The sequence below is a fragment of the Variovorax sp. GW458-11-26-14-LB1 genome, assembly GCF_059423965.1.
The window spans coordinates 22,113-35,405 of record NZ_JBWKYW010000038.1; the positions used below are offsets into that span (position 1 = coordinate 22,113).

Sequence of the window (13,293 nt, forward strand, 5' to 3'; positions counted from 1 at the left end):
GCATCCATGCCCGCCACCTTCTACGCCCTGCTCGCCATCGCGCTGTGGGCCACGCTCGCCACTTTCGGCACCGCGCTGTCGCACCTGCCGCCGTTCCTTCTGACCGGGCTGGCGCTGATCGTCGGCAGCGTGCCGAGCTGGCCGCTGGTGCTGCGCGACCGCCGCGCCTGGCGCGTGCCGCCGCGCACGCTGGCGCTCGGGGTGTACGGGCTCTTCGGCTTTCACTTTTTGCTGTTCATCGCGCTGCGACATGCGCCGCCGGTCGAGGCCAACCTCGTGAACTACCTCTGGCCGCTGCTGATGGTGGTGCTGGCGCCGGTGCTGCTGCCGGGCGTGTCGCTGCGCCCGCTGCACGTGGTGGCGGCGCTGCTGGGCTTTGCGGGCGCGGCCATCGCGATCCTCGGCGCGCGCGGCGGCAGCGCGGCGCTTCCCGGCGCGCCCGCCACCTACTGGGGCTTCCTGCCGGCGGCCGGCTCGGCCTTCATCTGGGCCAGCTACTCGCTGTGGACGCAGCGCGTCACGCCCTTCCCGACCTCGGCCATCGGCCTGTTCGGGCTGGTGTCGGGCGCGCTCTCGCTGGCCTGCCATGCGCTGCTGGAGCCGTCGGTGGCGCTGTCGGCCAAGGACTGGCTGCTGGTCGCGCTGTGCGGCCTGGGCCCGCTGGGCGCGGCCTTCTTCGTGTGGGACATGGCGCTCAAGCGCGGCGACGCGCGGCAGATCGGCATCCTGAGCTACCTCACGCCGCTGGCCTCCACCGCCCTGCTGCTGGCCGTGACCGGCCGCGCGCTCACGGCCAGCATCGCGCTGGCGGCGGCGCTCATCATCTCGGCCGCCGTGATGGGCACGCGTGCGAAATGAGACAAATCAGGGCGATGCCCGACAGAGCTTGTCGTTTTTTGTGGCTAGAGTGGAGGCTCAGGAAAAAGGAGTCACCCCCATGGATCAGAAGAACAACAAGACCGAGGATTTCGAGATCACGCCCAAGCTGGTGTTCGACATGAACCTGGCGCTGTACCTCGACCTGGTGGCCGCGCTGGAGGGCGCGGGCGCCGTCACCTACCGGCAGATGGCGGCGCGGGTCCTGAACATCAGCATGGACGCCCGCACCGACGGCGACACCAACCTGTCGACCGTGCTCGAAGGCATCGCCCAGGGCTTTGCAGGCCACGGCGACGGCCTCTCGATCGAACTGCTGAAGGCCGCGCGCGGCCTGCGAGAGGACGATGCGATGGGCGACATTCCGATGCGGCCCACCGACGATTGAGGTTCGGGGCGCCGCGGCGCCCCTTTGGTTATTCCTCGGCGACCTGCAGCACCAGCTTGCCGAAGTTCTCCCCCGCGAACAGCTTGTTCAGCGACTCGGGGAAGGTGTCGAGGCCCTTCACGATGTCTTCCTTGCTCTTCATGCGGCCGTCCTTCAGGTAACCGGCCATCTCGGCGATCGCGATCGGGTAGCGGTCCGCGTAGTCGAACACCACGATGCCTTCCATGCGCGCGCGGTTCACGAGCAGGCTCAGGTAGTTCTTCGGGCCGGCGGCCGGCATGCTGTTGGCGTTGTTGTACTGGCTGATGGCGCCGCAGATGATCACGCGGGCCTTGCGTGCCAGGCGCGCCAGCACCGCGTCCAGGATGTCGCCGCCGACGTTGTCGAAGTAGATGTCCACGCCCTTCGGGCAGTGGGTCTTGAGGCCTTCGCGCACGGCGCCCGCGCCGGCCTTGTAGTCGATGCAGGCGTCGAAGCCCAGTTCCTTGACCACCCAGTCGCACTTGGCGGCGCCGCCGGCGATGCCGACCACGCGGCAGCCCTTGATCTTGGCCAGCTGGCCCACGGTCTGGCCCACGGCGCCGGCCGCGCCCGAGACGACGACGGTTTCGCCGGCCTGGGGCATGCCCACGTCCATCAGGCCGAAGTAGCCGGTCATGCCGGGCATGCCCAGCACGTTGAGCCACTGGGTGATGGTGCCCACGCGCAGGTCGACCTTCACGAGGCCGTTGCGCTTGATCTGGTCCTGCGGGATCAGCATGTATTCCTGCACGCCCAGCGTGCCGTACACGGTATCGCCCACGGCGAACTGCGGGTTCTTCGAGGCCACCACGCGGCCGATGCCGCCGGCGCGCATCACCTCGTCGATGGCCACGGGCGGGATGTAGCTCTTGGCGTCGTTGAGCCAGCCGCGCATGGCGGGGTCGAGCGACAACGACAGCGTCTTGACCAGCACGCCGCCCTCGTCGGGCTGGGCCACGGGCTCGGTGCTGAAACGCCAGTGCTCGCGCGTGGCCGTGCCCTCGGGGCGCTTGGCAAGACGGACCTGGTGGTTGGTGAGGGCGCTGCTCATGGTGTCTCCTTGATGGGTGAATGTGCCGGGCATCGGCGACGCAGCCGCATCGTAGTCGCGGGCCCCGACCCCGCGCGTAGCGCAGGCGACAGCCCGCGCGCGCCCTCCGGGCGCCCTGCTATGGAAGCAGGAGCAGCCCGTACGCCGCCGCCGTGGCGACGCCCAGCACGGAGGCCACGGCGCCGACGCGCCGCGCCCAACCGGGCCGGTAGCTCACGAGGCCGACCACCACGAGCGCGGCGGCCGTGAGGGCGCCCAGCCACAGCACCCAGCCCATGGCCAGCCCGCGCAGCCGCAGCGCGGCGACCAGCGACAGCCCCAGCAGCGCCGCGCCGCCCAGCTGCTGCCAGGGCCGCGACGGCCCCGGCGTGCGGCCGCGCCCGTGGGCGTCTTCGTAATGCCGGTCCATCGCCAGGCTCAGCGTGACGAAGCCGCCGAGCGCCGACGCGAACAGGGCGCACACCAGCGCGAAGGTGCTCACGGGCAGCACCCCCGCGCCGGAAGCCCCGCCCTCACCGGACGACGAAGCTCAGCGTGGCGACGTGGCGCGTCTGCGTGTAGGGCTTGCCGTCCCAGCTGCCCTTGCCGTCCTTGTCGGTGTGGTTCACCTCGACCACGTACTGGCCGGGCCAGGGCGTCTGCAGCGTGACCTGGCCGGCGTCGTCGGTGGTGAACTTCTTCTCCCACTTGGGCGGGCCGAACACGACCACCTCGGTCTTGGGCAGCGGCTTGCCCGCGAGCAGCAGCGTGAAGCTGTTGCTGTTGGCGGCCTGCGGCACGAGCTCGAGCGTGTGGCGCGCGACGGTTTCGGTGCGGCCGGTGCGTGCCTGGTACAGGCTCGCCACGCCCTTGTCGCTGACGTAGGCACCCACGAGGCGCGCGTCGCCGCTGGCGTCGGCCTTGACCACGAAGTGGTCGGCATGGCGCGTGGCCGGCGTCTGCTTGCCGTCGGCGGCGATGCCGCGCGGCGCGCTGACCAGCTTCAGGTGGCCGGCCTCGGTCTCGCGCAGGTCGTCGGCCCATTCGCCGAAGTAGGCCTTGGCCTCGCCGCCCGCGGCGGGCTCGAGCCAGACGAAGTGGGCGTGCGCGGCGCCCGAGAAAACGAACGCGGCCGCCGCGAGGGTGGCAAGGGAGAACAGGGGTTTCTTCATGGTCGATGCTCCTAGGTTGATGGATGGCATGGTTGAGACGGAATGGAAGACGGCTTGTTCAGAACTTGGCGCGCAGGGTCAGGCTCACGTTGCGCGGCTCGCCCCAGAACACGCTGTCGTAGAAGCCCACGTTGCGGTAGTACTTCTTGTCGAAGACGTTGCGGATGTTCAGCTGCGCCGTGACGTTCTTGTTGATCTCGTAGCTGGCCATGAGGCTGAAGACCGCGTACGCCTTCTGCGAGATGCGCGGCAGCGGGTCCTTCATGCTGAACAGCGGCGGCTGGCCGTACCACGACTCGCCGTAGATGCCGCTTTGCGCCGTCATGTCGCCGCCGACCTTCAGGCCGCGCCAGGCGCCACTGAAGCGGTAGGCGGTCGACAGGCGCAGCAGGTGCCTGGGCTGGTTGGGCACGGCACGCGCGCCCTTGGCGGTCTTGGCATCGAGGTACGTGTAGCCGGCGGCCACGTTCCAATCGGGCGTGATCTGGCCCGACACGTCGAACTCCAGGCCGCGCGCCGTCACGCCGTCGCCGCTGGCCACGTAGGCCTGGCCGCCGTCGGGCAGGCGAAAGCCTGCGGGCACGCTGCGGTCCAGCTCGGCCAGGTTCTTCTTCTTGACCTGGAACACGGCCGCCGACGCATTGAGCGCGCCGCCGAAGTATTCGCCCTTCAGGCCCAGCTCGGCGCTGGTGCCGGTCTCGGGCGTGAGGTACTGGTCGTTGCGGTCCTTCGAGGTCTGCGGACGGAACAGTGTGGTGTAGCTCGCATACAGCGAGTGCTGCTTGTCCAGGTCATAGACCGCGCCGACATACGGCGTGACCTCGTCCTTCGACTCCGACTTGCCCGTGGTGCGCGTGTACTGCTGCGCCGTGTTGTAGGCGTGCGTGTAGCTGCGGTAGTTGCTCACGCGCGCGCCGACGATCACGCTCAGCGGGTCGGTGATGCTGAAGCGACCCGCCACGTAGCCGCCGTTGAGCTGCGTGAAGCCCACGGTCTTGGAGCCGTCGGCCAGGAAGATCGGGCGCGGGATGTTGCCGGTCCACGTGCGGTAGTCGGGAATCGACGCCGAATACGGCACGATCGAGCGGCCGCCCGGCGACGTGTAGGTCTGGTTGCCGCCGTTCCATCCGGCGATGAAGGTGTGACGCCGCCCGAACAGGTTGAAGGGGCCGGTGGCATAGAGGTCGAAGTTGTCGTTGACGTACTTGCCTTCGCCGTAGTTGCCGGTCCACAGCGACATGCCCTGGCCCGTGAAGCGGTTGGGGTAGCCGGCGCCGCCGTAGGCCACGGTGGTGTTGTTGGCGCTGGTGGTGCGCGCATAGCCCAGGTGCACCTTCCAGTCGTTGTCGAAGCGGTGCTGCAGCGAGACGAAGGTCGTGTGCTGCTTGTTGGCCCAGGTGCTCCACGGCGTGCTCAGGCTGGTGTTGCGCGGCAGGTTGGCGAGCGTGCCGTCGTGGTTCCAGTACGGAATGGCGCCCCAGGTCGCGCCCGTGGGCTTGTTGTCCTGGAAGTCGATGCCGGCGGTGAGCAAGGTGGAGCGCGTGAGGTCGGCCTCGACGATCACCATGCCCACGGTCTTGCGCTCGTGGTACATGTCCATGTGCGAGTCGCGGTCCTGCCAGGCCAGCGCGGTGCGCGCGCGGATGCGGCCGTCGGCGGTGAGCGGCACCGACAGGTCGACCTCGGCGCGCTTGTGGTTCCAGCGCCCGTAGCTGAGCGAGGCGCTGCCCTGGAACTCGCGCGTGGGGCGCTTGCGCACCGAGTTGATGGTGGCCGACGGGTCGCCCGTGCCGCCCATGAGGCCGGTGGCGCCGCGGATGACCTCGATGCGGTCGTACAGCACGGTGTCGGACAGCGGCGAATTCGGGCCGCGCGGCATGCCGTCGATCTGGAAGTTGTTGATCGAGAAGCCGCGCGCCGAGTAGTTCACGCGCTCGCTGTCGGCCTGCCCGACCATGATGCCGGTGGTCTGGCCCAGCACGTCGTCGATGCGGGCGCTGCCCAGGTCGTCCATGCGCTCGCGCGTGATCACGGTCACCGACTGCGGCGTCTCGCGGATCGACAGGTCCATGCGGGTCGCGGTGGAGGCCTGCTCGGCGGTGTAGGAGCGGCTGCCCTCGGTGCGGCCGCTGCGGTCGCCCGAGACAGTGACCTCGGACAGCGCCGCGCCGCTGGCGACGGGCTGTTGCTGTGCGCCGGCTGCGCCGCACAGGAGCAGGGCGACGAGGGCCACGGGAGACCGCCGGAAGCGGGCGCGTGAAAACGAATGCTGGTTCATGGCATGAAGAAAGGGGGCGACCCGACCCGTGAGATCGGCAACGCCCGTTGGCAAGAGATGGCTAGCGACGCACCCGGCCGCGAAGGGACCGGCAGCGACCTGGCTGCGGAGAAAAAACGCGGTGCGTCAGTAGGTGCCGCGCAAGGTCACGAGCAGGTGGCGCGGGGCGCCGTAGAAGCTGCTGCTGGTGCTGGTGCGGTAGCGCGTGTCGAAGACGTTGTTCAGCGCCACCGACACGGCAAGGTGCTTGTTGATCGGGTAGCGCGCCATGAGGTCGAGCGTGGTGTAGGCCTGCTGCGTGAAGCGCGCATGGCCCGAGGGACCCAGGCCCGTGCTGTAGGTGTCGCTCTGCCAGTTCAGGCCGCCGCCCACGGTGAGGCCGTTGCCGATGCCCGCAATGCGGTAGCTGGTGAAGAGCTTCAGCAGGTTCTTCGGCACCTGCGTGTTCAGGCGCCGGCCGGCGGCGTCGCGTGCCACGCTGTGCGCAAAGCCGCCGCCGACCTGCCAGCCGGGCAGCAGTTCGCCGGCCACTTCGAATTCGTAGCCGCGCGTGGTCGTGCCCTTGGCGGCGCGGTAGGCGGCCGAGCCGTCGGGCGCGAATTCGTTGTCCAGGCGCACGGCGAGGTTGTCCTGCTTCACCTGGAACACGGCGGCGCTGAGGTTGAGCCGGTCGTTGTGGAACGCGCCCTTCACGCCCGCCTCGTAGGCGTGTCCTTCGAGCGGATCGAGATAGGTGCCGCTGCGGTCCTTGCCGGCCTGCGGCTTGAAGATGCTGGTGTAGCTGGCGTAGGCCGACCAGTGCTTGTCGAGGTCGACCACCACGCCCGCGTACGGCGTGACGACGCCCTTCTCGCTGCGCGTGGTGAGGGTGGCGGCGCGCTGCAGGGGGACGGTGCGCGTCACGTCCTTCCAGTCGCTCGCGCGTGCGCCGACGATGACAGAGAGCGCATCGGTGGGCCGCAGCCGCACCGTGGCATAGGCGCCCGACTGGCGCGTGGCGGTTTCCTGGCGGCCGGTCACCGGCTGCTGCGGCTGGGCCGGCAGGTCGCCGTTCCAGCTGTTGAAGTTCGCGATCCACGGATCGAAGCCCGCCACGTTCCAGCCCGCGTACAACGGCGCGTCGCTGTGCGTGCGCGAGGCGTTGTAGCCCAGCACCAGTTCGTGGCGCCGGCCGAAGAGTTCGAAGGGGCCGCTGGCGTACAGGTCGAATGCGTTCTGCACCGGCACCGCGTTCCAGCGGTTCGTCCACAGGCCGAGCCCCGCACCGGTCGCGCGGTCCATGTAGCCGCGCAGCGCGTAGCCGATGACGTCGTCGTAGGCGCGGCGCGAGCGGTTGAAGGCGGCGTGCACGGCCCAGCCGTTGTCGAAGCGGTGGTCGAGCGCGGCGAAATACTGGCGCTGGTCCTGGTACGAGTGGGCCCAGCGCGCGGCGGCGCTGCGCGAGCGGCCGTAGTCGGCCTCGGTGCCGTCGCTGAAAAATAGCGGCAGGCCGGCGCGCGCCACGCCGTCGTTGTCGTGGCGCTGCAGCTCGAAGCCGGCGCTCAGCCGTGTGCTGCGCGCGAGGTCGGCCTCGACGATGCCGTAGAACAGGCGTTTCTTTTCGTGATGGCGCTCGATCCACGAGTCGCCGTCCTGCACGGCCGCGACCACGCGCGCACGCACGCGGCCGTCGGCGGTGACGGGCCCGCCGATGTCGAGTTCGGCGCGCTGCCGATTCCAGGTGCCCGCGCTGAACGAGGCGCTGGCCTGCAGCGCGTTGCCGGGGCGCTTGCGCACGAGGTTGACGGTGGCCGCCGGCGTGCCCACGCCGTTGAGCAAACCGGTGGCACCGCGCACCACTTCGACGCGGTCGTAGAAAGCCAGGTCACCCGTCTGCAGCAGCCAGGTGCCGGCCTGCGGGATGCCGTCGACCTGGTAGTTCTCGACCTCGAAGCCGCGCGCATAGACGGCGTTGGCGTCGGTGCCGGCGTTGCCGCTCTGCACGAAGCTCAGGCCGGGCGCCTGGCGCAGCACGTCGCTGATCTGGCCCAGGCCCTGGTCGTCGATGCGGTCGCGCGTGAGCACGCTGACCGACTGCGGCGTCTCGCGCAGGCTGAGTTCGAGCCGCGTCGCGGTGCCGATCGCGCCGTCGGTGGTGTAGGAGCCGGTGCCTTCGGTGACGGTGCCGGTGTCGCGACCGCCGGTGACCGTGACCTCGCTGAGCGCACCGCCCGCGGGCGCTTCGGCCTGCGGCTTCGGACCCGGCGGGCGCTGCGCCGCGACGCGCAGTGCGTAGCCGCCCGAAGCACCGCGCACCGCTTCGAGGCCGCTGCCTTCGAGCAGCTGCAGCAGCGCCTCGCGCGCCGTGTAGCGGCCCTGCAGCGCGGGCGCACGCTTGCCGCGCACGACCTCGGCATCGACGCCGAGCAGCAGCCCCGTGCGCACGGCGAGCGCGGTCAGCGCGCTGCTCAGCGGCTGCGCGGGCTGGTGCCACTCGAAGGCCGCATCGGCAGGCGGCGTTTGCGCGGCGGCCGGCACGGCGAGCAGCACCAGGCTCGCCAGCGCGAAGGCGCGGCGCAGGCGATGCCAGCGCTGCGCGCCGGCGTGCGCGGTCTCGGTCGGGTCTGCTGCAGGTCCTGTCATGGTGTGGTGAATCTCTTTTCACCACCTATGACAAGCGGGGACGGGAATCGGGTAGCGGCGCGCGCGGAAAAAAGTGCGGCCGCCCGGTCACGGCGGCGCCGTGGTCGTCACGCGCACCAGCCACGGCGACAGCGTCGACACGCGCAAGCTCGGCAGCGCGCTGGCGAGCAGCGCGAGCGCGGCGTCGCTCTGCTGGATCGGCAGCACGCCGGTGAAGCGCAGCGCGCCCAGGGCCTCGTCGTCGGCCAGCAGCAGGCCGGGCCGGTGCTGGCCGAGCTGGCGCAGCACCTCGGCCACCGGCGCGTCGTCGAACACCAGCCGGCCCTGCGGCCAGGCCAGGCCGCCGGGCGCGGCGGGCACGGTGTCGGTGGTGACGCCGCGGCGGTCGAAGCGCACCTGCTGCCCCGCCTGCACGTCGACCCAGCGGTCGTCGCCGCCCTCCAGCGGCTGCACGCGCACGCGCGACTCGGTGACGGTGACGAGCGTGTCGCTCGCCTCGCGCCGCACGGCATAGCGCGTGCCCAGTGCCTGTGCGCTGCCATCGCGGTCGACCACGGCAAAAGGCTTGTCGCCGTGCGCGACCTCGACGAAGACCTCGCCGCGCAGCAGCTGCACGCGGCGTACGCCGCCCGAGAAATCGATGTCGATGGCCGAGTCGCTGTTCAGCGCGACGCGGCTGCCGTCCTCGAGCGTGAGGTGGCGGATCTCGCCGGTGCCGGTGCGTTCATCCGCCAGCCAGGCCTGCCACGGCATCGCGGCGCCCGCCACGAGCAGGCAGGGCAGCAGCACGAGCGCGCCCAACGTCTGGCGCGACAGGCCACGGCGCGCAGGCTGCGGCGCGGGGGTGTCGGGCGTGACCGACTCCCACATGCGGCGCATCTCGGCCAGCAGCCGCGCATGGCGTTCGTCGAGCGCGCACCACGCCGCGCAGGCGGCGCGCGTGGCGTCGTCCACGCTGTCGTCGGCGAGGGTCACGGCCCACAGCGCCGCCTCCTCGCGCAGGCGCTCGGCGGCCGCGTCAGGCATGGGCCGGGGCGTCGGCGCTTTCCGCTTCGGGCACGGCCGCGGCCATGCGGCCGTGGCAATGCGCCAGCACCTTCGCGAGGTACTGCTTCACGCGCGTCTCGGACACGCCCAGCTCGGCCGCGATCTCGCGGTACGAGCGGCCTTCGACGCGCGCCATCAGGAAGGCGGTGCGGCTCTTCACGTCGAGCTCGGTCGCCAGGAGCGCCAGCACCTGGCCCAGCAGTTCGCGCGCGCAGGCCTTGTCCTCGGCGCTCGGCGCGCAGGCGTCCTCGGCCATCAGCGCGACGGTGCGCAGCACCTCGGCCTCGACCTGCATGCGGCGAAAGCGGTTGATCATCAACCGGCTGGCCACCACCTGCAGGAAGGCGCGCGGCTGGCGCAGCACCGGCTGCTGCGGCAGCTCGATGAGGTTGAGAAAGGTGTCGTGCGTGAGATCGGCCGCGGTGAAGCCGCAGCGCAGGCGGCCCAGCAACCAGCTGCGCAGCCAGCCCTGGTGGTCGACGTACAGCTGCCGGACTTCCGGATGGGACATGGTGTGAAGGGGCATCGCGGGCAGCGACGCAATTGAGAGTTATTCTCATTATAGATTTGTAAAGTTTGTCCTGTCCCCCGAAACGTCTCATTCCGCATGAGGCACCGCGCGGGCTACCCGTTTCCGCGCCTCGCACGTCTTAGCTGCATGACCCTCGCTTTCTTCTGCAGGGACGCCCGGTGACGGCGCCCGCTTCCCGTTCGCGCGCCGGCACACGCCTGCGCATCGCCGCCTTCGCGGCGCTGGCCCTGGCCGCCGTCGCGGTGGCCTACGTTTGGGCGAGTCCGCGCGACCCCGGCTGGGACACCGCCGTGCTGCGCCGCGGCGACATCGAAAGCAGCGTGACCGCCATCGGCACGCTGCAGCCGCGCCGTTATGTGGACGTGGGCGCGCAGGTGTCGGGCCAGATCCTGCGGCTGCACGTGCAGCCCGGCGACGCGGTGAAGAAGGGCCAGCTGATGGTGGAGATCGACCCCAGCGTGCAGCAGGCCACGGTGGACGCCGGCCGCGCCTCGCTCGCGGGGCTGCGCGCGCAACTGGCCGACCAGCATGCGCAGCACCGGCTGGCGCGCCAGCAGTTCGCCCGCCAGCAGCAGATGGCCGCCGAGGGCGCCACGCGCGCCGAAGACGTGCAGACCGCCGAAGCCACGCTGGCCTCGGCCGCCGCGAAGATCGCGCACCTCGAAGCCCAGATCGCCCAGACCCAGGCCACGCTGAAGGCCGACGAGGCCCGCCTGGGCTACACGCGCATCTACGCGCCGATGGCCGGCAGCGTGGTCTCGGTGCAGGCGCGCGAGGGCCAGACGCTCAACGCCACCTACCAGACGCCCGACATCCTGCGCGTGGCCGACCTGTCGAGCATGACGGTGTGGACCGAGGTCTCGGAAGCCGACGTGCGCCGCGTGAAGCGCGACATGGCCGTGTACTTCACCACGCTCGGCGCCGACCGCCGCCGCTGGGAAGGCACGGTGCGCCAGGTGCTGCCCTCGCCGCCCGTGGCCGCGGGCAAGGGCGGCGGCGACGCGCCGCAGGCGCCGGCCGCCAGCAAGGTGGTGCTCTACACGGTGCTGTTCGACGTGGACAACGCCGACGGCGAGCTCATGCCGCAAATGACCGCGCAGGTGAGCTTCGTCGCCGCGTCGGCGCGCAACGTGGTGGTGGCGCCGCTGCCCGCGCTCACGGCCGTGAAGGGCCAGGCCGGACGCTTCACCGCGCGCGTGCTCGGCCCCGACGGCCAGCCCGCGCCGCGCGAGGTGCGCATCGGCGTGCGCGACCGGCTCTCGGGCGAGGTGCTCGAAGGCCTGGCCGAGGGCGAGCGCCTCATCACCGGCGAGCGCGCGGCCGGCGGCGGCACGCGGAAGTTCCAGCTGTGAGTGCGACCGAGACGGACACGCCCCCGCTGATCGCGCTGCACGACCTGCGCAAGTCCTACGGCGGCCACGACGGCGCGCCGGCCGTCGAGGTGCTGCGCGGCATCACGCTGGAGTTGCATGCGGGCGAATTCGTCGCCATCGTCGGCAGTTCGGGCTCGGGCAAGTCGACGCTGATGCACCTGCTCGGCTGCCTCGACCGCCCGACCGGCGGGCGCTACCTGTTCGCCGGCCAGGACGTGGCCGGCATGGACGCCGACGCGCTCGCGCGGCTGCGGCGCGAGGCCTTCGGCTTCGTGTTCCAGGGCTACCACCTGATCTCCACCGAGTCGGCGCAGGAGAACGTCGAGATGCCCGCCATCTACGCCGGCGCGGCGCCCGCCGAGCGCGCCTCGCGCGCACGCGGGCTGCTCACGCGGCTGGGCCTGGGCGATCGGCTGGGCCACCGGCCGCACCAGCTCTCGGGCGGCCAGCAGCAGCGCGTGTCGATCGCGCGCGCGCTCATGAACGGCGGGCGCATCGTGCTGGCCGACGAGCCCACCGGCGCACTCGACTCGCGCAGCGGCGAAGAGGTGATGGCGCTGCTCGACGAGATGGCCGCCGCCGGCCACACCGTGATCCTCATCACGCACGACCGCGAGGTGGCGCAGCGCGCGCGCCGCGTGATCGAGATCCGCGACGGCTGCATCGTGTCGGACAGCGGGTGCGCGCCCATCGAAGCGCCACCAGAGCCACTTCCGCTGCTCTCGGCCACGCACACGGCCGACGCCGCCGACACGCCGCGCGCCCTGCTCTCCGAACTGCACGAGGCGCTGCGCGCGGCCTGGCGCGTGATGTGGATCCACCGCTTTCGCACTGGCCTGACATTGCTGGGCATCGTGATCGGCGTGGCCTCGGTCATCGTGATGCTCGCGGTCGGCACCGGCTCGCAGGAGGCGGTGATGAAGCAGATCTCGCTGTTCGGCGCCGACAAGATGTACGTGGCCGCCATTCCCGACAGCGCGCGCGGGCGCGGCGGCAAGCTCACGCTGGCCGATGTCGACACCATTCGCCAGCTGCCCAACGTGCGCGTGGCCATGCCCTACATCGAGGGCTTCGTGGTCGCGCGGCGCGGCAACGTGGACCACCGCACCGAGGGCGGCGGCGCCACCACCGACTTCGAGCAGGCGCTGAAGTGGCCGACCGCGCGCGGCATCTTCTTCGACGAAAGCGACGAGCAGAGCCTGGCCAAGGTCGCGGTGATCGGCGAGCGCGTGCAGGCCGCGCTGTTCGCCGACGGCACCGACCCCGTGGGCCAGCGCATCCTGCTGGACAACGTGCCCTTCGACGTGCTGGGCGTGCTCGCCGCCAAGGGCGCGGGCGGCGGCCAGGCGAGCGAGGACGAGCGCGTGATCGTGCCCTTCTCCACCGCCGCCGCGCGGCTGTACGGCAGCAACCACCCGACCTGGGTGGCCGTGGCCGTGCATGACGTCGACAAGGCCTCCGAGACGGCGGCCGAGATCGTCGAGGTGCTGGCCGCGCAGCGCCATGTGCGCGACGTGCAGGTGTTCAACCAGACCGAGTCGATCAAGGCGCGCGCGCAGACCCAGCGCACCATGACCGTGATGCTCGGGTTGATCGCGGCGGTGTCGCTGGTGGTCGGCGGCATCGGCGTGATGAACGTGATGCTCATGACCGTGCGCGAGCGCACGCGCGAGATTGGCATCCGCATGGCCACCGGCGCACGGCAGCGCGACATCCTTCGGCAGTTCCTCGTCGAGGCGGTGCTGGTCACCGTGACCGGCGGCGTCGCGGGCGTGGTGGGCGGGCTGCTCGTGGGCGCCGCGCTCATCGTGTGGAGCGTGCCGGTGATCTTTTCCCTCACGGCCATCGCAGGCGCCTTCGGCTGCGCCGTGCTCACCGGCCTGGTGTTCGGCTTCATGCCGGCCCGCAAGGCCGCCGCGCTCGATCCGGTCGCGGCCCTGTCTTCCGAATGACG

At 71.0% G+C, this 13,293-nt stretch carries 11 protein-coding genes; 4 read left to right on the forward strand and 7 right to left on the reverse strand.

What is annotated here, in order from left to right:
* The first annotated feature begins 6 nt into the window (after positions 1–6).
* Complete coding sequence (locus tag AC07YS_RS22335; RefSeq protein WP_495269593.1) at positions 7–858, forward strand: DMT family transporter; 852 nt, start codon at positions 7–9, stop codon at positions 856–858.
* Positions 859–937: 79 nt separating this feature from the next.
* Positions 938–1,264, forward strand: a complete 327-nt coding sequence (locus AC07YS_RS22340; RefSeq protein WP_062482731.1) for a hypothetical protein — start codon at positions 938–940, stop codon at positions 1,262–1,264.
* Between the two features lie 28 nt (positions 1,265–1,292).
* Here the strand turns inward: AC07YS_RS22340 and AC07YS_RS22345 are convergent, their stop codons facing one another.
* From AC07YS_RS22345 to AC07YS_RS22375, 7 genes are all read right to left on the reverse strand, one after another.
* Positions 1,293–2,336, reverse strand: a complete 1,044-nt coding sequence (locus AC07YS_RS22345; protein WP_369645443.1) for an NADP-dependent oxidoreductase — start codon at positions 2,334–2,336, stop codon at positions 1,293–1,295.
* A gap of 118 nt (positions 2,337–2,454) precedes the next feature.
* Positions 2,455–2,817: a DUF3325 domain-containing protein gene (locus AC07YS_RS22350; protein WP_139705561.1), complete on the reverse strand. Its 363-nt coding sequence runs from the start codon at positions 2,815–2,817 to the stop codon at positions 2,455–2,457.
* Between the two features lie 31 nt (positions 2,818–2,848).
* Positions 2,849–3,487, reverse strand: a complete 639-nt coding sequence (locus AC07YS_RS22355) for a DUF4198 domain-containing protein (RefSeq protein ID WP_369645445.1) — start codon at positions 3,485–3,487, stop codon at positions 2,849–2,851.
* A gap of 58 nt (positions 3,488–3,545) precedes the next feature.
* Entirely contained in the window at positions 3,546–5,720 is a 2,175-nt protein-coding gene (locus AC07YS_RS22360) for a TonB-dependent siderophore receptor (protein ID WP_495269594.1), read from the reverse strand.
* Positions 5,721–5,891: 171 nt separating this feature from the next.
* Complete coding sequence (locus AC07YS_RS22365) at positions 5,892–8,387, reverse strand: TonB-dependent siderophore receptor (protein WP_495269595.1); 2,496 nt, start codon at positions 8,385–8,387, stop codon at positions 5,892–5,894.
* Between the two features lie 87 nt (positions 8,388–8,474).
* A complete protein-coding gene (locus tag AC07YS_RS22370; RefSeq protein WP_495269596.1) occupies positions 8,475–9,413 on the reverse strand; it encodes a FecR family protein in 939 nt (312 codons plus the stop codon).
* Positions 9,406–9,945, reverse strand: coding sequence for a sigma-70 family RNA polymerase sigma factor (locus AC07YS_RS22375; protein WP_174250314.1), 540 nt, complete (start codon positions 9,943–9,945; stop codon positions 9,406–9,408). Before AC07YS_RS22375 ends, AC07YS_RS22370 begins: the two co-directional genes overlap by 8 nt.
* 179 nt (positions 9,946–10,124) lie before the next feature.
* Between AC07YS_RS22375 and AC07YS_RS22380 the strand changes: the two genes are divergently transcribed.
* The gene (locus tag AC07YS_RS22380) at positions 10,125–11,318 is read left to right on the forward strand and encodes an efflux RND transporter periplasmic adaptor subunit (protein ID WP_495269597.1); all 1,194 of its coding nucleotides are present in this window, start codon (positions 10,125–10,127) and stop codon (positions 11,316–11,318) included.
* Positions 11,315–13,291, forward strand: coding sequence for a MacB family efflux pump subunit (locus AC07YS_RS22385; RefSeq protein WP_495269598.1), 1,977 nt, complete (start codon positions 11,315–11,317; stop codon positions 13,289–13,291). Before AC07YS_RS22380 ends, AC07YS_RS22385 begins: the two co-directional genes overlap by 4 nt.
* Positions 13,292–13,293 lie beyond the last annotated feature (2 nt).